Origin of the sequence: Thermococcus aggregans, assembly GCF_024022995.1 — an archaeon.
In the GTDB taxonomy this organism is placed as follows: Archaea; Methanobacteriota_B; Thermococci; order Thermococcales; family Thermococcaceae; genus Thermococcus_A; species Thermococcus_A aggregans.
Map to the genome: position 1 here is coordinate 1,426,116 of NZ_CP099582.1, position 24,594 is coordinate 1,450,709.

Sequence of the window (24,594 nt, forward strand, 5' to 3'; positions counted from 1 at the left end):
TCAATCACCCGTTAGCTCTCTAAATTTCTCATCTAGATTATCGACGCTTACTCCTTTTTTAGCGAAATAGTTGATTATATTCCTCAAATCGCGGTAAAGTAGAGAAAGTGCCATTCTGTTCCTCTTTACCGTTGCCTGAGACCAATCAATTATCACTGGCTTATCCCAAATTAAGATATTGTACTCGCTTAGATCACCATGAACCATGTCTCCCCTCTTCCATAGCTTCTCGATGGACTCCATAGCAAAGGTATAAAGCTCCTCGAATTCCTTTTTGTCAAGTTCTCTTTCTATGTCTTTTAATCTTGGAGCTGGGTATTCATCTCCAATGAACTCCATTATGAGAACGTTATTGCTAAATGCTATTGGCTCTGGCGCTCTAACGGCGTATTTCATTGCCCTTTGAAGGTTCTTAAATTCCCGCCTAGTCCATACAAAGACGAGCTTCCTGATGTCTTTTGGTAGATAGCTAACTCTTGGATCAGCTGCCAGGTACTCCCATATTCTCCTAAACTCAGTTGTATAGGTACGATAGATTTTAACAGCAATAGGATTACCATCAGCGTCAACACCCTTGAACACGTTGGCCTCTTTTCCCGTTGAAATTACGCCCAACAACTTCTCTATGTTTCCTCTTCGATGAAAATACTGGAGTGTGCTAACGGTCGTCCTGTCAAATACCTCACTAAACACTTTATAAAGCTCGCTATCCTTTTCCCTACGCTCGTCTAATCCCAGAATCTGGGATATTTCTTTATCTATGTCCTGGATTCTCATACTCCATCACAGAGTTAAGCCGCCTGTAAGGAAGTCCTCAGTAATCTTTTTCTTCCTAATAAGCCAATCGACCTGGGTCTTTGTGTAGCGATAGACTATGTCTCCTCTTTTGTCGCTTTGTACTTCCCAGGGCTGGACTATAACTACGTCTCCAACCCTGATCCACATTCTTCTTCTCAGCTTTCCTGGTATTCTGCATCTCCTTATCTTTCCATCTGAGCATCTAACGTCCATCCATCCTGAACCCAACGCCTGCTCTACTATTCCAAACACTTGATTATCCTGAGGGAGAGGAACTCTAATAACTTCCTCGCCTTCAACGGTTCTATTTTTATCGTTTCTTGGCATAAACATCACCCCCAGTAGTTTATTTGATAACCTCATAAGTCTAAGCTTTTGCAAATATTTTCCACTATCTATTAGTAGGGGTATTTTTAAAATTTTTGCATGAACTCATTTAAACACCCACAAAGTTGAAAAGGAGAAAAGCTCAAATTTCAATTACAGAGGTTGGGGGATGGGATATGAAGGAAACAATACTCTTAACGGGCCCTCCTCTTAATGGAAGAGACGAATACACGGAGAAAGCCCTAAAGCTCGCAAAAAACGAGGGCTTTCAGTATTATCATGTATTTGAGTACCTGAAGGAAGTTGGAAGAGAAAAAGGCGTCAAAATCACAAGAAAAAACGTTTTGGACTTTGCAATAAGCCATCCAGACCTTATGAACGATATTCGCGATGAGGCTTTCAAAAGAATAAAAGACGAAATTGAAAACAGCGAAAAGTCCTTCCACTTGGTCTCAACTCCAGCACTGTTTAGATGGGGAAGCGGGAGTGTTTTAGGCTTCACTCTAAGCAATTTAAAGCTCCTAAAGCCGAGCAGAGTCATAATCATGCTGGACGATATTCTAAGCGTCAGAAGAAGGGTAATCCACGACAAAGAATGGTTTGAACGCTTTGGAAATGAGAAAGAGAACATCAAACTTACAACCCTTGTCATGTGGCGTGAAGATGCAATAAACCACGTCAAAACACTTGTGCATGAACTCAACAAAGAGGGGATTCAGGTTAGATACGTTCTTCACTTTGGAATTAGACATCCGCCTCAGACGTTTATAGACTTAATTTTCCACGAAAAAGAAAAGCCTCTGGTGTATCTCAGCTATCCAATGACGGGACATGAGGAAGAGTACTATCACAGGGTCAGGGACTTTTACGAAAAGCTCAGCAAGTATTTCACTGTTTTAGACCCCGGAGCACTTGATGACTGGTGGATCGTTGCGGAATATGATGCCCAAGTGGAAGAGAACCCAGAGATACAACGGATAAAGATAAAGAACATTTTCGATGGAGAGGAAGTAGAAGAGCTAGATAGAGAAGACATAGAACAAGCTACCGACATTTTGAGAAGACAACTCGTTGAGAGGGATTTCAACTTAGTGGACGTTAGCAAAGCCATAGCCGTTTATCACTATGCTCCAGGAGTTTCCGCGGGGGTTATTAGTGAGATGGCTGAAGCATATAGAACCTTGGGCGCAATTTACCTCTATTACCCATTTAAGAAACGACCAAGCCCGTTCATGGAGTTCTACGGCATGCAGAATCCTTCAAGGAGAACCATGTTTAAAGACGAGGATGAGATGATCCAAGCGATGGTAGAGGAAAAGGAGTACTGGACAAAGGCATAGCCTTTCAATTAATTTTTTGCCTGCGTACAACAATAATTCTTTAAATTCTCTAAGAAACAGAGAACAAGATAAAAGAGGAGAAAGAAATCACTTCTTAACCCATCCGCGAGCCTTCATGGCTTCGTATACTCTGCTAACTGCCCTTACGTAAGCAGCGTCTCTCATGTGGATGTTCTTCTCCTTGTGGATGTTGTAAACGCCCCAGAATGCCTCAGTCATCTTTCTGTCAAGCTTCTCTCTTACTTCCTCTTCTGTCCAGTAGTAGCCCATCAAGTTTTGTACCCACTCGAAGTAGCTGACTGTAACACCACCGGCGTTACAGAGGAAGTCTGGAATCTGAAGTATGCCCTTCTCGTAGAGTATCTCATCTGCCTCGGGGGTGACTGGACCGTTGGCAATCTCGGCGACTATCTTGGCCTTAACCTTGTCAGCGTTGTCCTTGGTGATTACACCCTCAATGGCTGCTGGAGCGAGAACGTCAACCTCAAGTTCGAGGAGCTCCTCGTTAGTTATGTTGGTCGCACCTGGGAAGTCTTGGACTGTGCCGTGTTCCTTCTTCCACTTGAGAACTTCGTCTGGATCGAGTCCGTCTGGGTTGTAGATGCCGCCCTTGCTGTCGCTAACTGCGACAACCTTCATGCCAAGTTGCTCCCTAGCAAGCTTGGCAGCATAGTAACCGGCGTTACCATAACCTTGGACTGCTATTGTCTTGCCCTTGAGGTCCATGCCAAGAGCCTTTGCGGCTTCTCTTATAGTGAATATAGCACCTTGAGCAGTAGCAGTGTTTCTTCCTAAAGAACCACCAACTATAACTGGCTTACCTGTGATGATACCGAAGGATGGAACTTTTCTTCTTGAAATTGCTTCATATTCATCCATCATCCATGCCATGATTTGTGGGTTAGTGTAAACGTCTGGAGCAGGGATATCGGTGTATGGGCTTATTATGTCATAAACAGCTCTTATATAACCTCTAGCGAGTCTTTCCTTCTCTCTATCACTGAGCTTCTTAGGGTCAACTATTACTCCACCCTTACCTCCACCATAGGGCAATCCCAAAGTAGCACATTTCCAAGTCATCCAAGTAGCCAATGCTTTAACGGTGCTTAGGGTTTCCTCTGGGTGCCATCTAATACCACCCTTTGTTGGACCGAGAGCCCAGTTGTGCTGAACTCTAAAACCTGTGAAAACCTTTACAGAACCGTCATCCATCTCAACTGGAATGCTAACTTCAAGAATTCTTTGTGGTCTCTTTAAAAACTCAAGGGCTTCTTCGCTTATGTCTATATATTGAGCAGCTCTTTCTAACTGCTTAATTGCCATCTCAAATGGGTCTAGTTCAACCATGTTCATCCCTCCAAATTAGGTGATTAGCGATACAAAGTTGAGCAATAGCCTATATAAACTTTTCGTTGGAAATGGTTAGAGAACCGATATTTTTAAACAATAAGGTTATGTACATACATTTTCCTATAAATACAAAATGTCTAAAAAAGCTTTCTGGTAAAAGAGCCCTTAGAAGCTTTTTTTATCATACACTAATGTCTAAAAAAGCGTATTGATGTATGGAAAGTTTTATTATGCCAAAATATTTTAAAGTAGGATAATGCCCTCAGCGAGAAGTCGGTCATCACCCTTCAGCTCACTCTTGTTCCAATCATCGGGACGTGCTTAGCTACGCAAAAAACCCTTTTAAAGGTAAGCCTGTTTAACTTTTGACATATTCTTTCATGTTGTAAAGTTTTTTGTATACAACACAAAAAACCTTTTTACACCTGTTTTTTATGTTCACACTTTGACAAATGTCTAATTTCAAGTTTTAAGTGTTTGTAAATCGTCTTTTGTCGAAATAAACTCGAGAGAAAAGTTTATTAATGAACAAAAACATATACATATTCGCCGATATTTGTACATCGGCGTGGTATTTTATACAACGATACACGAGGTGAAATGAATGGAGCAGAGGGATAGATGGGCAACCAAATTAGGGTTGATATTAGCTATGGCAGGAAATGCCATTGGTCTAGGAAACTTCTGGAGATTCCCATACCAAGCCGCCGTAAATGGTGGCGGTGCATTCATGATACCTTACTTTGTTGCACTGTTCCTCCTCGGAGTTCCCATCATGTGGGCAGAGTGGGTCGAAGGTAGGTACGGAGGTAAGTATGGCCATGGTACATTGGGTCCAACGTTCTATCTGATGGCCAGAGAAAGTTTGAAGCCAAAAAGTGCCGTCATCTTTGGTATGATCGGTGGTATGTTGGCATTCTCAGTCACAACACTGCTTAACAGCTATTATCTGCACATTGTAGGCTGGTCAGCTGCTTATACATACTTTAGCGCAACCGGAGCATACTTTGGAAAGGACTCTGTAGAATTCCTTATTAGCTATCTCAGCAACAATACGCAAGTGTTCTTATTCTGGGCAATCTCAGTAGGACTATTAGGCATTGCAGTTGGTCAAGGTGTTAGCAAAGGTATTGAGAGATGGGTCAAGGTAATGATGCCACTGCTGTACGTGGCGGCAATACTCCTTGTCATAAGGTCCCTCACCCTTGGTTCCCCAGTTAAGCCGGAATGGAGCTCAATCAAGGGATTTGAGTACCTATGGGAGCCAAGATTTAGTGAAGTGACCTTTAAGTCAGCTCTTGCAGCAGCGGGACAGATATTCTTCACGCTCTCCCTTGGTATGGGTATCATACAGAACTATGCCTCTTACCTTGGTCCAGAGGATGACGTTGCACTTTCAGGTCTGGCAACGGTTTCACTAAATGAGTTTGCTGAAGTTATCCTCGGTGGTTCAATTGCCATACCAATAGCCTTTGCTTACTTAGGCCCAGAAAAGGCTATAGCCGGTGGCGTTGGATTAGCGTACATAGCGTTGCCAAACGTCTTTATGAACATGCCTGCTGGACAGCTCTTCGGTGCAGCATGGTTCCTCCTCCTATGGTTTGCAGGATTCACCTCAGCTATAGCAATGTACAACTACCTTGTTGCCCTGCTTGAAGAGGATCTCAAGATAAGCAGAAAGACAGGCTCCGCAATAGTCTTTGCACTTTACTTCATCTTGGGACTTCCAGTTGTCCTCGATCCAACAAAAGCAACTATCGACCTTTACTACCTAACAGAGCTTGACAACTGGGTTGGTTCATACTTGCTCGTCGTGCTTGGACTCTTTGACATCATAGTTGCAGTGTGGCTCTTCAAGCCAGACAACTTCTGGGAGGAACTTCACAAAGGAGCATACATTAGAATTCCAAACTGGGTCAAACCGATTATTACGTACATAGCCCCAATTTACACAATAATACTCTTGCTAGGAAGTACATGGGATTACTACAAGGCTGGATACTTTAAAGCAGTACCTAGTTATGTGAGTGCACCAGAATACGCCAACTGGGTCTGGTATGCAAGAGGTATGATAATATTCATTCTCATCATTGGTGCCGTTGAAGCTTATTTAGCCATCAAGAAGAAGTACGGCGAAGAGCTCGAGAAGAACGAGGTTATCATAAAGGTCTGAGGTGATAAAGATGAAAGCGAGTGCTTTGGCATTTATGATTATTGCATGGGGCGTAATATTGGTCTGGATGTACTTGGCAATAACTAAGTTGCTCAAGGCAGAGCAGCAAAAGTCTTAAGCCCTTTTCTTTTTTATAATATTTGGGAGGAGGTGTTTTTGTGAAGAGTCCAGAACTTCTTAGGGAAACTGCAAAGGTTTTAGAAGAGACAGAGGAAAAAATTAAGAGCCTAACTGTCCTTTCACCGAGAAGGAAACAGAGTGCTCTAAATAAAATAAGGGAAGCAAAGGAAAATTTTAGAAAACTGGCAGATGACGTTGTTATTGATAACGAAGAGCTTGCCAACTTTTTCTTAAAGAGGGCTGTTAGGTTAAAGAACGCTACAAATGATAAAACCATAGAAAAACTGGGAGAAAAAGAATATATGAAAGATGTAGAGGCAATGCTCAAATACTCTAAAGCGGCACCATATGATTTCGCTGGATATATGAAGTACGTAAACAGAGCCTATAAAGCATACGTGTGGGGAATGGTAAGCTTTTTTGTCACAACCACGTTTTTACCCGTGGAGTTTAAAATAACCTCGCTCATATTGTTAATCCCGATATTACTTTCTCTCCTGAGTTTGAGAAAGAGGGGTTATACGGGACTTATGTTAGCTTTCGCGGCAGTCCCCATTCCGTTAATAACGGGGGCTCTTGCAGTAAGGGCATATTCGGAAGTATTCATAACTCCCAACGCACTTCAAGAGGCTGCTCAAGGGCTAGGAGTATCAGCTACTACAGCCCAGATTATTGCAGGTGTAATGGTGCTCTTCGGAATTGCCGAACTATTGTTGCTAAGCTACGCCATCTATATGTTCTACAAGCACAGGCACGCTTTCCTCTGAGGTGTTAGTATAAGGCCTCGTTTCCCTTTTCTCCTGTTCTTATTCTTATTGCTTCATAAACCGGCAGAACAAATATCTTTCCGTCTCCAGGAATGCCCCTTTTTGCATTTTGGATTATTGTATTAACAACTTTTTCAACATCCTCATCTTTAACAATGATCTCAATCTTCATCTTCGGCATGAGTTCATAAGGTGGAACTCCACCTTGCACCCCCCTCCCTTTGACGGGATAGGCAGTCATGGGAGCTACTCCTATTTGCTTCAAAGCTTTTTGAACTTTATCGAAGTCTTCATCCCTAACAATAGCTTCAATTTTTTTCATTACGTTCCACCAAATATAATAAGGCAAAAGGAAAGATAAACTTTTCTAAATTGAAAGTATCTCAATGCTGTTCCACCCTTTTCTTTGAAATTCTTGTTTCTTTTGCAAACTTTGTTATTAACATTTTAAGACCTTTAAGCCATTAAGCCATCAATTCCTTACTCTTTTGTTACTTCAGATGGGACTTCTGGTGGTTCGATGTACTCAGGGACACTTGGAGGCTCTTCGCTCACATAGACATCGATGTTTATGGGGTGGAAGGGGTTGTCTTTCTCTTCAACTTCTTCCAAGAAGTTCATTTCCTTAAACTCGCCGCTCTTGAAGTACTCCTCCAGAGCATTTGCCAAGCGGTGGAAGTAGTTCGCGTGTTCCAAAAGGCGTCTCTTTCCATACTCTTTTGCCTGACCCGTGGTAACAAGGAATTGCCAATCACTGCTTTCAATGAGGAGCAGTTCCCTTCCAAGCTGCTCTAAAACCCTGTCCCCAAATTTGTCTTCGTGTATGTATTTGCTCGCGAGAGCAACCATTCTCCTCTCTGCAAGGTGTATGTGCCCCCACATCCACTCCACTTCTGGATTCCACCACGTGTAATGAGTTCCGTACCTCCCCCACGACCCTTCTGGAAGTTCTATCTCGTACCTTTCTCCCTGATAGTTCTCCAAGAACCTAGCAATTGTTGTAGTCTCTATGTTTTCTTTTGCCATTAGCTCTAGCACTCTTCCAAGCCATTTAACGCCCTCAAACCACCAGTGACCGAAAAGCTCCGTGTCGTAAGGTGCAACAATTATTCCTTTTTCTCCATATTCCCTCTCGTAGTCCTCTAAGAGGGATTTAACTAAGCCTACAAAATGTCTCGCATGCTCTTCTACCCTCTCCAAAGCCCTCTCTGGGACATAAGGTTCTTTTTCTCCTAAGCCAACAGCCTTAGATGTAATCCTCCAATATTGGCCCCCGCTTTTCTCCGCTTTTTTGTGGAATTCCCTATACCAGAAATCCCCTGGATAGCCTATGTCCGCACTCCATACTTGAAGGCCAGTTTCCCTATTTCTAGCGAATACCGCTATGTTCGTTCCCTTTATGAAATAAGGTCTTAATGTGGACTTTCTACTTTTCGCAGGGAGAACTTTCCCATAACCATGGCTTACTGGTCCCTCATCTATCAAATGGCTTTCAACAAAGAAAAACTTCAGCCCATGCTTCTCTAGAAACTTCTCAATTCCTTTTCTCCATACAACTTCTTCACTGCTTGGACTTCGCCAAAGCCCCTCTGGTCTGTATGCACATTCAGGGAGCCATATTCCTTTTGGTCTCCTTCCAAAATGTTTTTCGTAGGTAAGGATCCCATTAACAACCTGTCCTTCAATTGCCTCATCCCTCTCCAAAAGAGGCAGATATCCATGGGTTGCTCCAGATGCTATTATCTCTATGTAACCCTCATCCTGGAGCCGTTTAAGAACTCCCAATATGTCGCCGTTTATGCTTTTCCAGTACTCATAAATTCCGGTGAAGTACTCAATCATATAAGAGATTGCGTGCTTGAGCTTCTCATCATCGTATTTCTCCAAGTCCTGGTGCATGGCCTTGAGCTTCCTTTCCATGTATTTCTCGAATTCCCTCTTCATGTACTCATCTGCAAGCTGTTCAGCTAATATCGGTGTGATACCAATTACCAGCTGAAACTTTACTCCTTTTTTCCTGAGTCTTTCAAACTCCATCAAAAGAGGTATGTAGGTCTCGGAGATAGCCTCAAAGACCCACTCCTCGCCAAATGGCCATTTACCATGCTTCCTTACATAAGGAATATGGGTGTGCAACACAAATGTAAAATATCCTCTAACCATAGAATACCACCTCTATGCTACAATACTGCAAAAATTTATTAACTCTTGAGTACTTAACGATTTCGGAATGGACATGCTTTTTATGGATTAAAAATGGTTTATAGTTGTGAAATGCCATAATCACTTCAGCTCATAAAAGATTTTTATAAAAACTCAAACCGTAACATAGTTTAAAAACCGTTGGGATAAGCACTTTTAGGTGAGAAACATGAAACAAGAAATGAGCAGTGTTGACATTAAGTACATCGTAGAAGAGCTAAAGTCCCTAGAAGGAGCTAGAGTGGACAAGATATACCATGATGGTGACCAAATCAGGATAAAACTTCACGTAACCGGAGAGGGAAGAAAAGACCTGATTATCGAAGCTGGGAAGAGAATTCATCTAACCACTTATATAAAGGAAGCCCCCCAACAGCCATCTTCCTTCACAATGCTGCTTAGAAAATACTTAAGCGGTTCAAGGCTTGAAAGCATAGACCAGCACGACTTTGATAGAATAGTAAAGCTCAAAATAGGGGACTACACGCTAATAGCTGAACTTTTTAGAAAAGGGAACATCATCCTTGTTGATAAGGACAATATTATAATCTCTGCAATGAGATATGAAGAGTTCAAAGACAGAGTAATAAGGCCCAAGCACAAATACAAACTTCCTCCGGCGAGAGAAAATCCAGTAGATATTTCCTGGGAGAGGTTTAAAGAGCTTATTTCTTCTCAGGAAGTTGAGATAGTTAGGGCTCTAGCGAGAAGCCTTAACATGGGCGGTTTATATGCAGAGGAAATTCTCCTAAGGGCGGGAATAGAAAAAACAAGGAAAGCCAACGAGCTGAGCGAAGAAGAACTTAAGACTATTTTTGAAAAGATGAAAGAGGTCTTTAACTCCCCAAAGAAGCCAAACATCGTGTATAAAGATGACACGCCAATAGATGTTCTCCCCATTGAGCTTAAATGGTATGAGGGTTATGAGAAAAAGTTCTTCGAAACTTTCAGCGAAGCTTTGGACGAATATTTTGGGAGAATAACTATTGAAAGCGCAAAACTGGAGAGAACTAAGAAGCTTCAGGAGAAAAAGAAGGGGCTGGAAATTACTCTCAAAAGACAGGAAGAAATGATAAAGGGCTTCGAAAAACAAATGCAGGAAAACCAGGAAATCGGCGACCTAATTTATGCTAACTTCACATTTGTAGAAAATCTCCTCAAGGAGCTTTTAAAGGCTGCTGGAAAGCTTGGATGGGAAGAATTCAAGAAAAGAATAGAAGAAGGCAAAAAAGCGGGCAACAAAGTAGCCCAGATGATAAAAAACGTTGATCCAAAAGAAAAAGCAGTGACAATCGAGCTGGAAGGCAAAAAAGTTAAGCTGTACCTCAACAAGAGCATAGGCGAAAACGCCGAGATTTATTATGAGAAGGCCAAAAAAGCCAAGCACAAGCTTGAAGGAGCAAGGAAGGCTTATGAAGACACATTAAAGAAAATCCAAGAGATAGAAAAGCTCATAGAAGAAGAGGAAAAGAAGGAGCTCAGCGTGAAAAAGCTTGAAAAGAGAAAGAAGAAGTGGTTTGAAAAGTTTAGGTGGTTCATAAGCAGCGAGGGATTTCTCGTAATAGGAGGAAAAGATGCTACCACAAACGAAATAGTCGTAAAGAGGCACATGACCGAGAACGACCTCTACTGCCACGCTGACATTTACGGTGCTCCTCACGTGGTAATAAAAGATGGCAAGAAAGCTGGAGAAAAAACGATTTTTGAAGCCTGTCAGTTCGCCGTTTCGATGTCACGAGCATGGAAGGATGGAATATACTCCGCCGATGCATACTGGGCAGATCCAAGTCAGGTGACAAAGAAAGCTCCAAGCGGAGAATATCTTGGCAAAGGAGCGTTCATGGTTTACGGAAAGAGGAACTGGATGCATGGACTGCCTTTGAAGCTTGCCGTTGGAATAGTGGAATATGAAGGAGAGAAGCTTCCAATGTGCGGGCCGGTAGATGCCCTAAAAGCTCACACGGATAAGTATATTATTATCCGCCCCGGAAGAATGAAAAAGAGCGAACTCGTCAAAAAAATTGCAAAGATATTCGAAAAATGGGGGTACAAAGTGGACGTTGATGATTTAATGCAGATTCTGCCTCCTGGGAACGGCGAGATTGTGGAGGTGGTTGAATGATAAGTCTCTATGCAGTAGCTCAGAGAGAACTTGCAAAGGATTTGCTCTTTGAGATTGACGATGAGGTTGTAACTTTGTCGGTAAAAGGCGTCATGATAGCAAAAACAGACTCAAAAGGATACAACTTTTCTTTTGTTGAGATCACAGATAATGAGTTCGTGCTGGCCGTTCAGATGAAAGGGTACATAATTTACATAGGCTTGGAAAGCGATGAAGAGCTAGATGAAGACGCCTATCCAGAGCTTGTGAGGGCATTAATAAATCATCTATTGCCGAACCTCCATACCCTTATTAGAGAGGCTGAGAAAAGCTACAAAGGAAAAGCGGATTTACTTTTAGACGATAATATGAGCCCAGAAATGAAGGAGTTCTTTTATGAACTGTTACTCAAGCACAAGAAAGGGCTGCCAATACACGAGCAGGTAGATGTTGCATAGCAAAGGTTTTAAAGAATTCCTATAAGGGAGGAACCATGAGAAAAACCAGATATTATTCATACGCAGTTGGAGAGCTCCCAGAGGGATGCAAACTGTGTGTTCAAGGGGCAAAGCTGGTACTATTTACAACCGGAGCGTGCCCCAGAGATTGCTTTTACTGCCCTCTAAGCCCCTGGAGAAGGAAAGACGTTAGCTACGCAAACGAAAGGCCCATAAAAAGTCTTGATGACATAATAGAAGAGGCCAAAATCCAAGACGCTTTGGGTGCAGGAGTTACTGGGGGAGACCCGCTTTCAAGGATAGAGAGAACGGTAGAGTACATAAAAGCCCTGAAAGAAAACTTCGGCGAGAAGTTCCACATTCATCTTTACACTACTGGAGTCTTGGCTACAAAAGAGAACCTTGAAAAGCTTTATTCAGCGGACTTAGATGAAATACGCTTCCACCCGGATATCTTCAATCCCAACTCAAAACTTCTCCAGAAAGAGCTTGAGAACATAAGGGGAGCTTTCGACTTTGATTGGGATGTAGGTGGAGAAGTACCAAGCGTTCCCGGGCAGGAAGAGAGGATTAAGTGGTTCGCTGAATTTCTGGATTCTCACGGAGCAAAGTTCCTTAACATAAATGAGCTTGAGTTCAGTGAGACCAACTTAGATGCCCTCCTCGCTAGAGGTTTCAGAACGGTAAGCAATGAAAGTTCAGCAATAGCTGGGAGCCTTGAGTTGGGGCTCAAGATCCTCGAATGGGGAGAAGAGAACACGTCTTTGAACTACCACCTGTGCACAGCCAAGCTTAAAGACGCTGTGCAGTTGAGAAACAGGCTCAAAAGGATGGCAAAAAACGTTGCCAAGCCCTATATGGAGATAACCGAAGAAGGAACCTTACGGTTCGGAATTGCAGAATATGAGGACTTAATGGAGCTGTACAACTTGCTTGTAAACGAAGCCGAAGTTCCTGAAGAATGGCTCTACATAAACGTGGAAAAGAAGAGAATTGAAATGCCCATAGAAGTTGCAGAGGAGCTTGCCGATGCAATAGAGGGAGACGTGAAGTTCTACATAGTTGAGGAGTATCCGACATGGGATAGGATAGAAGTTGAGAGAATTCCTCTGCCTTAATCCTTTGAAATAAGTTTGACAAGCAGTCTATTATTCGGCTCCGTTTCTTTTTAAGTTAAATTCTTACTCACTGCTCACCTTTGTTAGCCAGCTACAAATGACCTTCAAACTATTTGAGAGTAACCTTTAAATATTTCGTGCATGCATGCACTTATAGGTGAGAAAGTTGGGGAAGACCATAACCATAGCGGATGATGTTTACAACGAGCTCGTCAAGATGAAAGGCGACAAAAGCTTCTCAGAACTGTTGAGAGAACTCATAGGGAAGAAAAAGAAAGGTAACTTAGAGGTATTGATGATTGCCTTTGGGACAAGGACTCCTGAGGAGCTCGAAGAGCTCAAGAAGGAGCTAAAGGAGGTCGAAGAATGGATGGACTCTTGGACACCAGCGTGGTAATCGAGATCTTTGGCGGGAACAGAAGAGTCGTAGATGGGCTTTATCAAGAGGGAAACAAAGAATACTCCCTACCAACTGTTGTTCTTTTTGAGCTTCACTGTGGGCACCTGAAGGAACGGGAGGAGCTTATGCTTGAGATGATTCCGAAGGTTGAGTTTGACGAGAACTCCGCGAAGATTGCCGGTGCAATTTTTAGGGACATGATGAAGAAAGGGAAACGGCCACCACTGAACGATCTCCTGATAGCCTCAACTGCAATAGCGCACAATGCAACGCTGTACACTTGTGACAGAGACTTTGAGCGCTTCAAGGAATACGGACTTAAGGTGAAGGTTCTGAAGAGATAAATTTTCTGTGCCCTCTTGCTCATCTTATGCTCGTTTCTTTTGTTTCGTTTTCGCAATTTTAATGCTGCTGACAGACAATGCTTATAATGGTTAAGCCCTAATTATGGATTAGAGGAGGTAGGCAATGAAAACAGTTTACGTACTCTTTTCAGTTATTCTCCTCGCTATTGGAGTGGGAGTACTTAACATCTTAGTGCCTTTGAGAGAGCTAAATTACTTGACGTTGGTTGTTCTTGTATCGCTCATTTTCCTCCGCGCAGCGCTTCCAAAGCGGTTTAAAAACAGGGTCTTAACATTCCTGTGGAATTTTGCAACAATATTCTTGATAGGCTCCCTCATTTACCCGTACAATAAGCATCTCGCGTACTCTTACTTTGCTGGTGCTGGTGTGGCTGCAACATTCTACGCTTTCACTGACAAGCTGCTTTATTATGGGCCTCAAATACCGTACTTCTGGGTCGGCCTTGCGGTGGGCTTTGTCCTTACAACACTCCTCATCGGAAAGCTCGTCAACTACAAACCATTCTCCAAAAGATTTGGGGAAGTGAGATGAATATGGAGGGGAGGGAGAAACGTTTTCTCATTCTAAACCTCCTCCTCGGGACAGTTGTTCTAACGGCTCTATTCCACTACGGCCTTTCGCTTTCACTATGGGAAAGCCTCCTATTTGCGGGCTTCCTGTCGCTTCTCTATACCTCAGCATACATCTTCCGGAAAAGACATGATAAACGGCAGGGATTGTCTCAATCTCTAAAATCACCTTACATGAGGCTTATGCTAGTTGTTCTGGTCTCGTTTGGGTTCGCACTGCTTTTATTCGAGCTTATCTATGTAGCGTTTGCAAAACCGGGCACGTCTTTCATCCCTATCGCTAAAATGCTCGGCATTTTGTTCATAATCAGTGCGTCTGTGCTGTTTCTCGTGGCGAATCTGCAGGAGAAGAGTGAGAAAAAACTTGAGAAAGTCGGCTATTCTTGGCAGAACTTCCTCAAAGAACTTTCAACGTCCCTCCTCGTGTTTGCGGTTGCCTGCTTCTCGGGGGTAGGCCTGGAAAAGAGCGTCTCGATGGCGCTCTACGTCTTCGTTCTGGCGGGCTGGTACTACTCCATGATGGCCCACAAGTATGTGGTTCCTGACCGGGTGCTTAAAATCAGGGCAGTTGTAAATTTTGCAGCGGTCACGTCCGGGCTGTATCTGTTTGTGCTCGGCAATATAGTCCTTAGTGCTCTCATTGGGGCATTCTTTGCGTTTGTGTCTGAAAAAGACTACGAGATAACCCGGAAGCTCATAGAGGAAGGACTGCTGGAGAGGAAATATGCTGAAATCGGGGCCGGACGTCTGTTTTATGCCGTCTTTTATGGGCTTGGAGTGATGGTGGCTTTAATGGTTGTCACGGGGGATTACAGCGCCTCGTCTATCAGGGAGTCTTTGCTGACCATGTTCAGGCTTCTGTACATATTTACGACGATTTTTCTTCCCTTTGAGACACTTATTGGGTGGCTGAGGCTGAAGCTTCGTGATGGTGGAACTCAATGATTCAACTAAATGGTTGAAAAACAAGCTTTTTATGCGTTGTGTTCATTTGTTCACTCTTTTACTCTTGCTTTTTTCGTTTGATTCTCGTTGTTTTGTAACTGTTGGAAATCAAAAATCCTACGAAAAAAAAAAACGTTATTAAATACAACTCGTAAAAGAAAAAGCTTATATACGATGAAGTCTTATTTTTCCTGACCACTTGGTCAAGTGGTCCTATGAAGTGGAGGAAGTTTGGGCTTGGCCTCTTGGTGGCCTTCCTCGTGCTGAGCACGCAGTTGATTGCCGTTCCACAAGCCGTGGCAATGAGCGCTGACAACGCCAGCGTGACCTTCCGCAGGGCTGTTGTTGCCTGGCACGATGAGAAGGGAAGACTCCAGATGAACATCACTTGGATCAACAGGACTATAGACTTCGCGAACTTGAGCAACTCTCACTGTGCTTGTCATAATTCAAGCTCATGCTCTTCCAACGTGACTGCGAACGTTAATGTTTCTGTAGCCACGCTTTACAACATGACTGAAAAGGACGAGCAGTTGTTGTTCTTCGGGATAAACATCTACAACGAGACTTTCAACTACACAATGTATGCCCTCGTTTACAAAGCCGAGAGGAGCCAGTACAACTTTACCCTCATCACGAGGATCTTCACAGACCCTGAGACTGGAGAATACAGGGTGTTCGTTACTGGAATGAACATTGCTCCGAGGGAGGATAAAGCACTACCCGTTGGAGATACAATCCTTACTGCCGAAAACCTTACGCTTTCAGAGTATTACTGGACTCTTAATGAAGTTCTCCTAAAGCTGCACAAGAACGACGAGACTAAGTGGATCTGGACTAGAAGTGCTTACGAGCTCAGGCACCTTTCGCACCTAGTGAGGCTTAAACTACCTGAGTACAATGGAAAAGCAAACTTAGGGTATGCTATAGTCATCGATGATTACTCAGCGTGCGTTCATCTCTGCGACTTGTCATGTACTGGACTTTTTACCCTTGCCTGTATAGCCGCAGCAGGGAGTAGTGGAGGAGTGCTCTCAATTATATGCTTCGCGGGAAGCTTTATATGCTCGGGTCTCTGTGCCGCTATGTGTGGTGAGGACTTCTGGACTAGCATTGCAAAAGGAGGAACATGCTCTGCTGGATGTTCGGAGATACTAAAGAGACTTTGTGCGAGTAAATGTGGAATATTGGGAAGCGTTTGTGCAGATGCTTGTGGTGCAGTTTTAGCCCCAATGATTTGTCCTCAGATTTGTGACACAGTATTCTCATAGTCTTGAGTCCATCAATCTTTTTTAATTTTCAGAATCAGGACAGTGTGAGGGAGTCAAAATGAAATCTGGAAAAAGGTTGGTAATAGAGGCTGTAATAGTTCCACTAGTAGCGTGGGTAGTTATATGGATGTTTCTCTATGTGCATCCAACCTCCAGTATTCGGCGTGAGAATTTCAACGCTTCCTGGCTGATTACAGCGGTAGTTTCTCTCTTCCTTGCACTGGCTTTTATCGTCCTTATACTCAAAAGGCGCCTGAGAAAGGCAGGTCATACCGACTTCAAATTTAAAGAGCTTCCCAAAGTTCTTGAGAGAACTAACCCGGAGAACATCAAGGATTTGACATCGGGAATTTTTCGTGTTGTTTTAATATGGGGTGCTTTTAGTTCCGCAGTTCTGATTAATGGCACTGAAAAGGGAATAACCCTTGCTATTGGCTTTGCTCTGGTTTTTATAACTGTTGGACTTTTGTTGATTGTCTCTATGGTGATATTACTTATGGACGTTCCTTCGATGCTCTATGAAAGTTTAACTGGAAAACGGCTCTCGCCCATCTTCAAGGAAATCCTGCTGATTTCACTGGTTTCTGGGGGCTTTCTGGTCCTTTTAGGGTTTGTACTCTCACATCCTGGGGCCTCAGAAATTAGGGTATTCCACTCTCTCTTAAAATTCTACGTAAACAGAGATCTATATAAGAACCTCCTGTTGCTCTCTGCTCTGAACGCTCTGTATGGCATTACTGGCATTTTCATTCTACCTCGGAGGGGAAAGGTTGGCCTCTTAGTGCTCCTGATGATTGCCCTGGCTCTCATTCCCCTCGTGATAAAGATTTTTATCCGACTGCACTCATTGTAGTTCGGGCAAAACCCCCGGTGGTCTCAATGAGGAGGAGAAAAATTATTCTTAAGATCTTCGTTTTTCCTATGGTGCTCTCCGCGGTGCTGTTTGGCTTTGCCTGGGTGAAACTCGGCGTCATAACCCGTGAATGGGTTCTTAGTACGATCCTTCTTTTTGCCCTCATGGTAGCTTCAATGGTCTTCTTCCTCGCCCGCATTCTAGAGAAGCATGGATACAGGAAAAGTGACATCAAGAGAATTGACGAGATTCTTGAGGAGCACTGGAAGGAACCGTGGGATTCAGGGTACCTAAAGTACGACGTACAGGAATGCATAGCCCATCACCTCATTCTCTGGGGAATTTTCAGTACGTTTCTCCTGGGGTTTCACGATGTTTTCCTTGCCATCATGGCGTTCGTTGGCCTGGCTTTTCTTATGGTAGTGATGTATCCAGTCTTCGCCACAATGGCAGTGTGGATTGTAGCTCTCCCGTTGTACTTTCTCAAGAGTAGAAGAGCAGAGTACGTCTTTGAGGGCATTGGTAAAACATCCCTCGCCATCACACTCGCGATTCCCGTTATCTGGGTCGTTTCCTCTTACGTTTCAACCAAGAACTACCCGGAAGACGTTCTGAGAATGTTCAACGCCGTGATTAGGAATGCCGAGAAGTTCCTGGCTCTCTCGCTCCTAAACACTCTGTTCGGCTTTCTGGGAGTATATCTTCCGCGCAGGATTGGGAAAAGACTTCTCACTTTAGTTCTGCTCTCGATTGCTGTGGCCATGATATTCGTAGTCTGGAGCATATTTCAACCTTTAAATTCTGCTTGGGGTGTCTAAGATGAAGCCCGGACGAAAGCTGATTCTGGAAGCTGTGCTAATCCCGTTAGCGATTCTGTTGGCATTTTGGGGACTGTACTACTTCCGTCCTCCATCCCCCTCCAAAAAGATGACTATTGCCTTTTCCGGAGTGATAACGGCGGGCGTTTCATTCTTCGTCGCTCTAGCAGTAGCATTATTCATACTCAAAAGGCGCCTTGAGAAGGAACATAATTCCAAATTTGGGTTTGGAGAACTTCTTCAAATTATTGACGAGACGGACGTCAGGGTCATACAAGATTCGGCAAAGGACATCGTTTTTATAATCCTGATGTGGGGTTCCCTCAGCACGGCCCTTGTGGATATGGGGTTTGAGAGGGGCGTTATTTACGTTATCAACTTCGCCGTGATGTGCGTGATGATTTGCCTTCCCGTATTCCTGGCAATAGGAGTGCTGTTTATAGACTTCCCCATATTTCTCTACGCGCGTTTCGTTGGAAAGGACGGTTCTCCGGGTTCTAAGGAGATTTTTCTTGGTTCTTTCCTCTCGCTTGTATTCCTGGTTGTGGTGGGTTTAGTTGCGAGCTACTCCGATGTCCATATTGAGGCGATACGTCCAATTCTGAACTTCTACCGAGAAGAGCCTACAGTGTATCGATACGTCCTGTTGCTCTCAGGATCAGAGGCACTCTACAGCCTCCAAGGAATGTTAATCTACTCCAAGAAGAGAAAACTCGGAATTTTACTTATACTGCTCACAGTTCCTCTCATCGCCTACACTTTGTTCAAGACTCTCATGTGGACGCACTCACATTAAGAGCAGGGTGTCGTTATAACGTTCCAACCTCTTCCTCTAACCTCTTCAGCTTTCCCTTGAACCTTCTCACATATTTGTTCACCAATAATACTCCCAACGATAAAAAGAGCATATGATGCCTTTAGCTATGTAAAGCCCTTGGTTGGGTTTGGTTTCAGGGAGAAAACCGGCAGCTCAGGAGAAAAAGGTAAATTCGGCTTGATTTTTTGATTAATCTTGCGTTGTAGTATTACGCCCCCTTTTGAACATCTACTCAGACAGCGAGATATACAGGGGGCTCTTGTTGCTGTCGGGGCTTAATGTTTTGTTTTGCCCCGAAAAAGGAAGTTTTTTTAAATTTTCACACTTATACTTCTAATAGATTAAAAATTCCTGAAAGTAGTACAAATTGTCTCCCGTACCCTTCATGGGTGATACTCTATGAGTGAAATGTTATGGGGGGTAGTCTTATGGGAAGCACGTTTCGAGATTTCGTTCCAATTTTTGGTGTTAACTTTCTCTACGGAATGCTTGCTAGGGTTATAACTGCCACCATAAGCAGAGTTTCGCGGGATTTACTTATGCTGGCGCTGGTAATTGGATACGTGATAATCTTCACATTCTTTCTTCAGAGGTCGAGAGATAAATCCCTCAAGAACGACGCGATACTCGGGTTAATATCCATGTTAGGTGCCCTCTTAGGGTGGGCCATAACCTCACTAATAGTCTCAATAGGAGGATGAAACCGTGAAATTAAAAACTGCCCTGAGAGCAATGGGATTCTAAGGGTGGGCGCTTTTTATACCTACGGCTTTGGCTGCTCCATTTTTCGGTTACGGGATTAAAAACTTGGAGAGCATAGAGGGGCGCTTATCATTGATTATCTTCATTGCCTTTGGCTTGTGGTATGTGAGCTACGCCAGGCGAACCCTGCTCTATAAAAAGATGCAGATTGAGTATCTGCTTTCATGGTACAAAATTGCAGCCAAGAAATTCAAGTGTCACGATGAGAGTGCGCTCAGGCAGTCTCTCATTGAAGAAACAAAAAAGATACTCTCAAACGAACCGGATACGACAAAAAGAAAAGCCCTGGAGGAGCACATGAACAGGTTATTAGCTGAAATTGAAAGGTGATGCGTCGTGAAGATGCCCATTGTTGTGATACGGAAATTTAAAAGCAAGGATAAGGTGGAGGAATTCTTGGAGCAATCCTCCAGAAGAACCCTCCATTCGGCCTGCTGCTGGTAGTGCTCTTCATCGCTGGAGACATACTGCTTGACTATCTCTTTCTGGGGAAAGAAGAGTTTTTAACAAGGAACTTGGCGCTCATAGCCTGGGCTGGTGGTCTTCCTCGGAATTTCGTGGTTGAGGAGAAAACGTGTCACGGGTTAAAATTTAGAAATAATAAAAAAGGCCTAAGGCGAGAGATATAGAAAAGAGGGCTTCAGCTCTCTACCTTCTCAATTCCTATCTTTGCTTCCACTTCTGGCCATTCAACTACATAGCCCTTTGGCTCTTCGAACTTGATTTCAACGGCTCTTGTCTCTCCCTTCATGTAATCAAGCATCTCTTTGAGGAGCTCCTTGTTCTCCTCGGTCGTCTCAATGTAAACCACTATCTTGTCGTTGACGTCCAAGTCGAGCTGCTTTCTCATCTCCTGTATTCTTCTGACGAACTCCCTTGCAAGTCCTTCCATCATGAGCTCTCTTGTAAGCGTTTTGTCAACAAAGACCTTGCCGTGGTCGAATTCTTCTCCGACGAGGAAGTCTGGAAGTTCTTCCTCCACCACTATGTGCCCCCTCTCGAGTGTGAACTCCTTGCCTTCTATCTCTACTTTGAGCTTTCCTTGCATAAGCTTCTCGTAGAGTTCCCTGTCGTTCTGCTCGTCAATCCACTTTGCGATTAACTTTGCATCTCCCTTGAAGTGCGGGCCGAGTTTGGCAAAGTTTGGCTTCACTCTTATTTCCCTCTCGACGCGGCCAACCTTTACTTCTTTTGCATTTAACTGGTCTCTGAGAATGCGGTTAAGCCTCTCAACGGCTTTCTTTGTCATTTCATCTTCGGTCTCTATGATTATCTGCCTAACTGGATAACGGAGTTTTATCTTTGCCTTCTGCCTTGCAGCGGAACCTGTCTCCACTATTTTTCTTACTATCTCCATCTCCTTTTCGAGGTCTTCATCCACCCATGCTTCGTCCTTCTTGGGCCAATCCTCGAGGTGGATGCTTTCTTTTCCGCTGAACGGCCTTATGAGGTTCTGGTATATCTCTTCGGTGATGTAGGGCGTAAATGGTGCCATTAACCTGAGCAGGACGTCGAATACTTTCCACAATGTCCAGTAGGCGGCAAGTTTGTCTGGATCGTCCTTCTCGACCCATAGCCTCTTTCTTATAAGTCTCACATACCATCTGCTTAGGTCTTCTACCACAAAGTACTCTATCGCCCTTGTTGCCCTCGTGAGATAGAAGGTCTCTATTCCATCGTTAACGGCATCTATGAGGGTATTTACCCTTGAAAGTATCCATTTATCCTCTTCTCTAAATGGAAGCTCCTTCGGGTCGAGCTTTGTTGGATCAAAGTTGTCCAAGCTCATATAGGTTGAAGCCAGTATGTAGACGTTCCACAGGATGTTGAGCATTCTCTTGACCTGTGCAAGGCCTTTCCAGCTGAACCTCAAGTTCTCCCAGGGAGTCGTTGCCCAGAGCATGTAGAACCTAAAAGGATCTCTTCCTTCTTTTTGGACGACTTCTTCTGGTCTTATTATGTTTCCAAGGCTCTTGCTCATCTTGTCGCCTTTCTCGTCGAGGACATAGCCGTGCATTGCCACTTTCTTGTATGGAACTGTGTCAAACGCAATAACGCTTGCAGCTTGTTGTGAATAGAACCACTTTGTAACTTGGTCTTCGCCCTCAACTATAAAGTCGGCAGGCCAGAGCCTCTCGAATAAGTCCTTCCTTCTTGGGTAGTCTAAGGAAGCCCAGCTCGCTATTCCGCTGTCGAACCACACATCAAGGACGTCTTTGACTCTCTTCATGTCTCCTCCGCACTTTGGACACTTCAGAACAACTGTATCAACCCAAGGCTTGTGGAGATCTACTTCATGGAAGTCTTTTTCTATTGGCTCTTTGCTCATCTCTTTGAGCTCGTCAAAAGAGCCTACCACATGTATGTTGCCGCACTCTTCACATACCCATATTGGTAGGGGTATTCCCCAGTACCTTTGTCTTGAAATACACCAGTCTCCGCTGTTCATGACTCCGTTGTCGTACCTTATCTTCACCCAATCCGGATACCATGTGACGTTTTTGTCATTTTCTTCTATTATTTTCTCCTTAACTTTGCTCACCTTGAGGAACCACTGATCTGTGGCCCTGAAGATCAATGGAGTCTTACAACGCCAGCAGTGTGGATATTTGTGCTCTATTGTGCCCGCTTTCACAAGAAGGCCTTTCTGCTTTAGATACTCAATTATCTCTGGATCAGCATCTTTAACGAACTTGCCCTTCCATTTGCCTTCTACATATCTTCCTTCGTCGTCAAGAGGAGAGTATATTGGCAGGCCGTACTGCTTTCCTACTTCAAAGTCTTCTTCACCGTGTCCCGGAGCTGTGTGAACTAATCCTGTACCTTCGCCAAGAGTTACGTGCTCTCCGAGTATTACACGGTGAGCCCACTCATAGTTCTCCCTAAACTCTTTTTGTCTCGGATATTCGTCCAAGAACGGATGGACGTACCTTAGACCTTCAAGCTCTTCTCCCTTAACTTCCTCTACTATCTCGCCTTCGGCACCAACCTCGTTGAGAACTTTCTCGACTAGTGCCTTAGCGATTATCCAGTACTCCTCCTTTCCATCAAAGGACACTCTCACTTTTGCGTACTCGTACTCGGGGTGGACAGCAACAGCCAGATTTGCAGGAAGAGTCCATGGAGTAGTTGTCCAAATGAGAAGGTACTCGTTTTCCTTACCTTCTATTAGGAACTTCACGTATATGCTCGGGTCTTCTCTTATTTTGTACTCTCCCCTAACTTCATGCTCGGCTAAAGCGGTCTCACATCTGGGACACCAGTGAAGGACTCTCTGATCCTTCTCCAAGAGTCCCTTTTCCCATGCTCTCTTTAAAGTAAACCAAGCTGATTCTATGTACTCATTTTTGATTGTCATGTATGGATTATCCCAGTCCATCCAAATTCCGAGCATTTTAAACTGCTCTGTCATGATTTTGAGGTTATTTAAGGCGAACTCTCTACACTTCTTTATGAAGTTCTCAACTCCAACTTTCTCTTCGATGTCCTTTTTGTACTTCAACCCTAAAGCCTGCTCGACTTTAACCTCTATTGGTAAACCGTGCATGTCAAAGCCCGGCTGTCTTCTAACGTTGTAGCCCTGCATGGTTCTGAATCTTATTATCATGTCCTTGATTATCTTGTTCCAAGCTGTTCCGAGGTGTATGGCACCGCTTACGTATGGGGGCCCGTCAAGGAAATAGTAGTCAGGCCCATTTTCCCGTGCTTTTTTCACCTTGTTGTAGATGTCGTTTTCCTTCCAGAACTTCTCTATTTTTTCTTCTAATGCCTGTGGGTTATACTCCCTCATCTCTGGCTCCTTTATCATTTCAAAAACCTCCTGAGATTTGTAGAATAGACTAGGTTAGCAGAATAGCCCAGGGAATCATGGGCAAAATGCAAAGCGAAGGATAAAACACTCCCCCCTCATGGGCATCGGGGTAAAATTGGGAATGTTCTTTATAAGGTTTTCTACCAAGCAGTTTTGGTGGTGGCATGAGAATCGCAGTTGGTTCAACAAACCCGACAAAAGTTAAAGCCGTTGAGAACGTGATGCGGAAGATTTACGGTGAAGTTGAAGTTTTTGGCGTTGAAGTTGAGAGTGGAGTCTCAGATCAGCCAGTTGGTATAGAAGAGATAGTGCAAGGAGCAATTAACAGGGCAAAAATGGCATTAGAGAAGACAAGTGCTGACTTCGGCGTGGGAATCGAGGCAGGAATATATCCATTCCCTCAAACTCTAACGGGCTACCTTGATATTCAAGTATGCGCAATAGCGAGCCCTGATGGAGTAATAACCATTGGTCACGGCCCGGGCTTTGAGTATCCGCCGATAGTCATTGAAAGAATCCTCAATGAGGGCGTTGAGGCAGGCATTGCAATGGGTGGACTTGTTAACGACCTTGAGCTAAAGAAGAAAATCGGTGCGATAGGTGTTTTGAGTAAAGGTCTTCTAACGAGAACCGAGTTGAACGAGATTGCAGTTTTGATGGCTATGATACCGAGATTAAACAAGGAGCTCTTCTTCGGGAGGAAATAACAAGGAAATGTGCCCTCCCCGACCGCCCCCCGCTCACCGTTCACGGGGGTGTGAGAGGGGAGGGCCAAATAGAGATTAAGCTTTTTGAATTTTAAGCTTTCTCTTCGACCTGCCTTTCTTCCTCAGGTTCACCCCTTCTCCTGCTCTCGTTCTTGATGACTTGGATAACGTAATCGATAAACTTTCTGACTTCTTCAAGATCATCCTCGGGAATGTCTTGGATTTTCTTGTTCTTCGTCTTGTATGTCAGCAGCTTAAGGAGTGCGAGCCTTCCCAAAGCTGTCTTGGTGCTTATCTCGCCTTCTTTCCAGTCGCGCCATATTGCGTTTGCTATCCCGTAGAACTCTGGAATGCTGTCAAGCCCCGGATCATCGACATCTATCACTTCTTTGCCGAGATATTTGTACCTCTTTTCCTTTTCCTCTTTTGTGAACTCTTTTGACTTTTCTTTAATGTATTGGTGCACCATATCTCATCACCTCTAAAATATCATCGTTACCAACGTTTATTATCCTTTTGTT

24 protein-coding genes are annotated in these 24,594 nt (G+C 43.8%); 17 read left to right on the top strand and 7 right to left on the bottom strand.

Annotated elements, in window-relative coordinates; translation table 11 throughout:
* Nucleotides 1-777 (bottom strand): serine protein kinase RIO, encoded by a 777-nt coding sequence (locus NF865_RS07805; RefSeq protein ID WP_436317647.1) that lies wholly within the window; start codon nt 775-777, stop codon nt 1-3.
* Nucleotides 778-783: 6 nt separating this feature from the next.
* Complete coding sequence (eif1A, locus tag NF865_RS07810; protein ID WP_436317648.1) at nt 784-1,131, bottom strand: translation initiation factor eIF-1A; 348 nt, start codon at nt 1,129-1,131, stop codon at nt 784-786.
* A gap of 170 nt (nt 1,132-1,301) precedes the next feature.
* On the opposite strand from eif1A, the gene NF865_RS07815 reads away from it, so the two are divergent.
* On the top strand, nt 1,302-2,465 hold the full coding sequence (locus NF865_RS07815; RefSeq protein WP_253304186.1) for a hypothetical protein: 1,164 nt from the start codon (nt 1,302-1,304) through the stop codon (nt 2,463-2,465).
* An 87-nt stretch (nt 2,466-2,552) separates the two neighbouring features.
* Here the strand turns inward: NF865_RS07815 and gdhA are convergent, their stop codons facing one another.
* The gene (gene gdhA, locus NF865_RS07820; RefSeq protein WP_253304187.1) at nt 2,553-3,812 is read right to left on the bottom strand and encodes a glutamate dehydrogenase; all 1,260 of its coding nucleotides are present in this window, start codon (nt 3,810-3,812) and stop codon (nt 2,553-2,555) included.
* Nucleotides 3,813-4,419: 607 nt separating this feature from the next.
* Between gdhA and NF865_RS07825 the strand changes: the two genes are divergently transcribed.
* Nucleotides 4,420-5,988 carry a sodium:neurotransmitter symporter family protein gene (locus tag NF865_RS07825; RefSeq protein ID WP_253304188.1) on the top strand — a complete coding sequence of 523 codons (1,569 nt, stop codon included), beginning with the start codon at nt 4,420-4,422 and terminating at the stop codon, nt 5,986-5,988.
* A 158-nt stretch (nt 5,989-6,146) separates the two neighbouring features.
* Nucleotides 6,147-6,875 carry an alpha-glucosidase gene (locus NF865_RS07830; RefSeq protein ID WP_253304189.1) on the top strand — a complete coding sequence of 243 codons (729 nt, stop codon included), beginning with the start codon at nt 6,147-6,149 and terminating at the stop codon, nt 6,873-6,875.
* 4 nt (nt 6,876-6,879) lie between these two features.
* Here NF865_RS07830 and NF865_RS07835 read toward each other — a convergent pair whose 3' ends face one another.
* The gene (locus NF865_RS07835; RefSeq protein WP_253304190.1) at nt 6,880-7,197 is read right to left on the bottom strand and encodes a P-II family nitrogen regulator; all 318 of its coding nucleotides are present in this window, start codon (nt 7,195-7,197) and stop codon (nt 6,880-6,882) included.
* Nucleotides 7,198-7,355: 158 nt separating this feature from the next.
* Nucleotides 7,356-9,038 carry a 1,4-alpha-glucan branching protein gene (locus NF865_RS07840; RefSeq protein WP_253304191.1) on the bottom strand — a complete coding sequence of 561 codons (1,683 nt, stop codon included), beginning with the start codon at nt 9,036-9,038 and terminating at the stop codon, nt 7,356-7,358.
* Nucleotides 9,039-9,246: 208 nt separating this feature from the next.
* Between NF865_RS07840 and rqcH the strand changes: the two genes are divergently transcribed.
* The 13 genes from rqcH to NF865_RS07905 all read left to right on the top strand — a co-directional run bounded on the left by rqcH (nt 9,247) and on the right by NF865_RS07905 (nt 19,885).
* Nucleotides 9,247-11,199 (top strand): ribosome rescue protein RqcH, encoded by a 1,953-nt coding sequence (rqcH, locus tag NF865_RS07845; RefSeq protein ID WP_253305623.1) that lies wholly within the window; start codon nt 9,247-9,249, stop codon nt 11,197-11,199.
* The gene (locus tag NF865_RS07850) at nt 11,196-11,636 is read left to right on the top strand and encodes a hypothetical protein (protein WP_253304192.1); all 441 of its coding nucleotides are present in this window, start codon (nt 11,196-11,198) and stop codon (nt 11,634-11,636) included. The genes rqcH and NF865_RS07850 overlap by 4 nt, the downstream gene beginning before the upstream one ends.
* Nucleotides 11,637-11,671: 35 nt before the next feature.
* Nucleotides 11,672-12,754, top strand: a complete 1,083-nt coding sequence (locus NF865_RS07855; protein WP_253304193.1) for a radical SAM protein — start codon at nt 11,672-11,674, stop codon at nt 12,752-12,754.
* 166 nt (nt 12,755-12,920) lie between these two features.
* Nucleotides 12,921-13,151, top strand: a complete 231-nt coding sequence (locus NF865_RS07860; RefSeq protein WP_253305624.1) for an antitoxin VapB family protein — start codon at nt 12,921-12,923, stop codon at nt 13,149-13,151.
* A complete protein-coding gene (locus tag NF865_RS07865; protein ID WP_253304194.1) occupies nt 13,121-13,498 on the top strand; it encodes a type II toxin-antitoxin system VapC family toxin in 378 nt (125 codons plus the stop codon). Before NF865_RS07860 ends, NF865_RS07865 begins: the two co-directional genes overlap by 31 nt.
* 124 nt (nt 13,499-13,622) lie before the next feature.
* Complete coding sequence (locus tag NF865_RS07870) at nt 13,623-14,051, top strand: hypothetical protein (protein WP_253304195.1); 429 nt, start codon at nt 13,623-13,625, stop codon at nt 14,049-14,051.
* 2 nt (nt 14,052-14,053) lie between these two features.
* Nucleotides 14,054-15,034 (top strand): potassium transporter Kef, encoded by a 981-nt coding sequence (locus NF865_RS07875; RefSeq protein WP_253304196.1) that lies wholly within the window; start codon nt 14,054-14,056, stop codon nt 15,032-15,034.
* A gap of 215 nt (nt 15,035-15,249) precedes the next feature.
* A complete protein-coding gene (locus NF865_RS07880) occupies nt 15,250-16,305 on the top strand; it encodes a hypothetical protein (protein ID WP_253304197.1) in 1,056 nt (351 codons plus the stop codon).
* A gap of 58 nt (nt 16,306-16,363) precedes the next feature.
* On the top strand, nt 16,364-17,158 hold the full coding sequence (locus tag NF865_RS07885; protein ID WP_253304198.1) for a hypothetical protein: 795 nt from the start codon (nt 16,364-16,366) through the stop codon (nt 17,156-17,158).
* 68 nt (nt 17,159-17,226) lie between these two features.
* On the top strand, nt 17,227-17,976 hold the full coding sequence (locus NF865_RS07890; RefSeq protein ID WP_253304199.1) for a hypothetical protein: 750 nt from the start codon (nt 17,227-17,229) through the stop codon (nt 17,974-17,976).
* A gap of 1 nt (nt 17,977) precedes the next feature.
* Complete coding sequence (locus tag NF865_RS07895; protein ID WP_253304200.1) at nt 17,978-18,772, top strand: hypothetical protein; 795 nt, start codon at nt 17,978-17,980, stop codon at nt 18,770-18,772.
* 449 nt (nt 18,773-19,221) lie between these two features.
* A complete protein-coding gene (locus tag NF865_RS07900) occupies nt 19,222-19,494 on the top strand; it encodes a hypothetical protein (RefSeq protein WP_253304201.1) in 273 nt (90 codons plus the stop codon).
* Between the two features lie 133 nt (nt 19,495-19,627).
* Nucleotides 19,628-19,885: a hypothetical protein gene (locus NF865_RS07905; protein ID WP_253304202.1), complete on the top strand. Its 258-nt coding sequence runs from the start codon at nt 19,628-19,630 to the stop codon at nt 19,883-19,885.
* 310 nt (nt 19,886-20,195) lie between these two features.
* Here the strand turns inward: NF865_RS07905 and ileS are convergent, their stop codons facing one another.
* Nucleotides 20,196-23,363 (bottom strand): isoleucine--tRNA ligase, encoded by a 3,168-nt coding sequence (gene ileS / locus NF865_RS07910; RefSeq protein WP_253304203.1) that lies wholly within the window; start codon nt 23,361-23,363, stop codon nt 20,196-20,198.
* A 167-nt stretch (nt 23,364-23,530) separates the two neighbouring features.
* Here ileS and yjjX point away from each other — a divergent pair, with 167 nt between their 5' ends.
* Nucleotides 23,531-24,073: an inosine/xanthosine triphosphatase gene (gene yjjX / locus NF865_RS07915; RefSeq protein ID WP_253304204.1), complete on the top strand. Its 543-nt coding sequence runs from the start codon at nt 23,531-23,533 to the stop codon at nt 24,071-24,073.
* A 91-nt stretch (nt 24,074-24,164) separates the two neighbouring features.
* Here the strand turns inward: yjjX and NF865_RS07920 are convergent, their stop codons facing one another.
* The gene (locus NF865_RS07920) at nt 24,165-24,542 is read right to left on the bottom strand and encodes a hypothetical protein (protein WP_253304205.1); all 378 of its coding nucleotides are present in this window, start codon (nt 24,540-24,542) and stop codon (nt 24,165-24,167) included.
* Nucleotides 24,543-24,594 lie beyond the last annotated feature (52 nt).

Coding starts and splice junctions, on each gene's coding strand:
- ileS (WP_253304203.1), bottom strand. CDS start 23,363: ATGATAAAGGAGCCAGAGATGAGGGAGTATAACCCACAGGCATTAGAA.
- NF865_RS07870 (WP_253304195.1), top strand. CDS start 13,623: ATGAAAACAGTTTACGTACTCTTTTCAGTTATTCTCCTCGCTATTGGA.
- NF865_RS07855 (WP_253304193.1), top strand. CDS start 11,672: ATGAGAAAAACCAGATATTATTCATACGCAGTTGGAGAGCTCCCAGAG.
- NF865_RS07835 (WP_253304190.1), bottom strand. CDS start 7,197: ATGAAAAAAATTGAAGCTATTGTTAGGGATGAAGACTTCGATAAAGTT.
- NF865_RS07875 (WP_253304196.1), top strand. CDS start 14,054: ATGGAGGGGAGGGAGAAACGTTTTCTCATTCTAAACCTCCTCCTCGGG.
- NF865_RS07825 (WP_253304188.1), top strand. CDS start 4,420: ATGGAGCAGAGGGATAGATGGGCAACCAAATTAGGGTTGATATTAGCT.
- eif1A (WP_436317648.1), bottom strand. CDS start 1,131: ATGTTTATGCCAAGAAACGATAAAAATAGAACCGTTGAAGGCGAGGAA.
- NF865_RS07865 (WP_253304194.1), top strand. CDS start 13,121: ATGGATGGACTCTTGGACACCAGCGTGGTAATCGAGATCTTTGGCGGG.
- yjjX (WP_253304204.1), top strand. CDS start 23,531: ATGAGAATCGCAGTTGGTTCAACAAACCCGACAAAAGTTAAAGCCGTT.
- NF865_RS07880 (WP_253304197.1), top strand. CDS start 15,250: ATGAAGTGGAGGAAGTTTGGGCTTGGCCTCTTGGTGGCCTTCCTCGTG.
- NF865_RS07895 (WP_253304200.1), top strand. CDS start 17,978: ATGAAGCCCGGACGAAAGCTGATTCTGGAAGCTGTGCTAATCCCGTTA.
- NF865_RS07900 (WP_253304201.1), top strand. CDS start 19,222: ATGGGAAGCACGTTTCGAGATTTCGTTCCAATTTTTGGTGTTAACTTT.
- NF865_RS07920 (WP_253304205.1), bottom strand. CDS start 24,542: ATGGTGCACCAATACATTAAAGAAAAGTCAAAAGAGTTCACAAAAGAG.
- NF865_RS07840 (WP_253304191.1), bottom strand. CDS start 9,038: ATGGTTAGAGGATATTTTACATTTGTGTTGCACACCCATATTCCTTAT.
- NF865_RS07890 (WP_253304199.1), top strand. CDS start 17,227: ATGGTGCTCTCCGCGGTGCTGTTTGGCTTTGCCTGGGTGAAACTCGGC.
- NF865_RS07815 (WP_253304186.1), top strand. CDS start 1,302: ATGAAGGAAACAATACTCTTAACGGGCCCTCCTCTTAATGGAAGAGAC.
- NF865_RS07850 (WP_253304192.1), top strand. CDS start 11,196: ATGATAAGTCTCTATGCAGTAGCTCAGAGAGAACTTGCAAAGGATTTG.
- gdhA (WP_253304187.1), bottom strand. CDS start 3,812: ATGGTTGAACTAGACCCATTTGAGATGGCAATTAAGCAGTTAGAAAGA.
- rqcH (WP_253305623.1), top strand. CDS start 9,247: ATGAAACAAGAAATGAGCAGTGTTGACATTAAGTACATCGTAGAAGAG.
- NF865_RS07805 (WP_436317647.1), bottom strand. CDS start 777: ATGAGAATCCAGGACATAGATAAAGAAATATCCCAGATTCTGGGATTA.
- NF865_RS07885 (WP_253304198.1), top strand. CDS start 16,364: ATGAAATCTGGAAAAAGGTTGGTAATAGAGGCTGTAATAGTTCCACTA.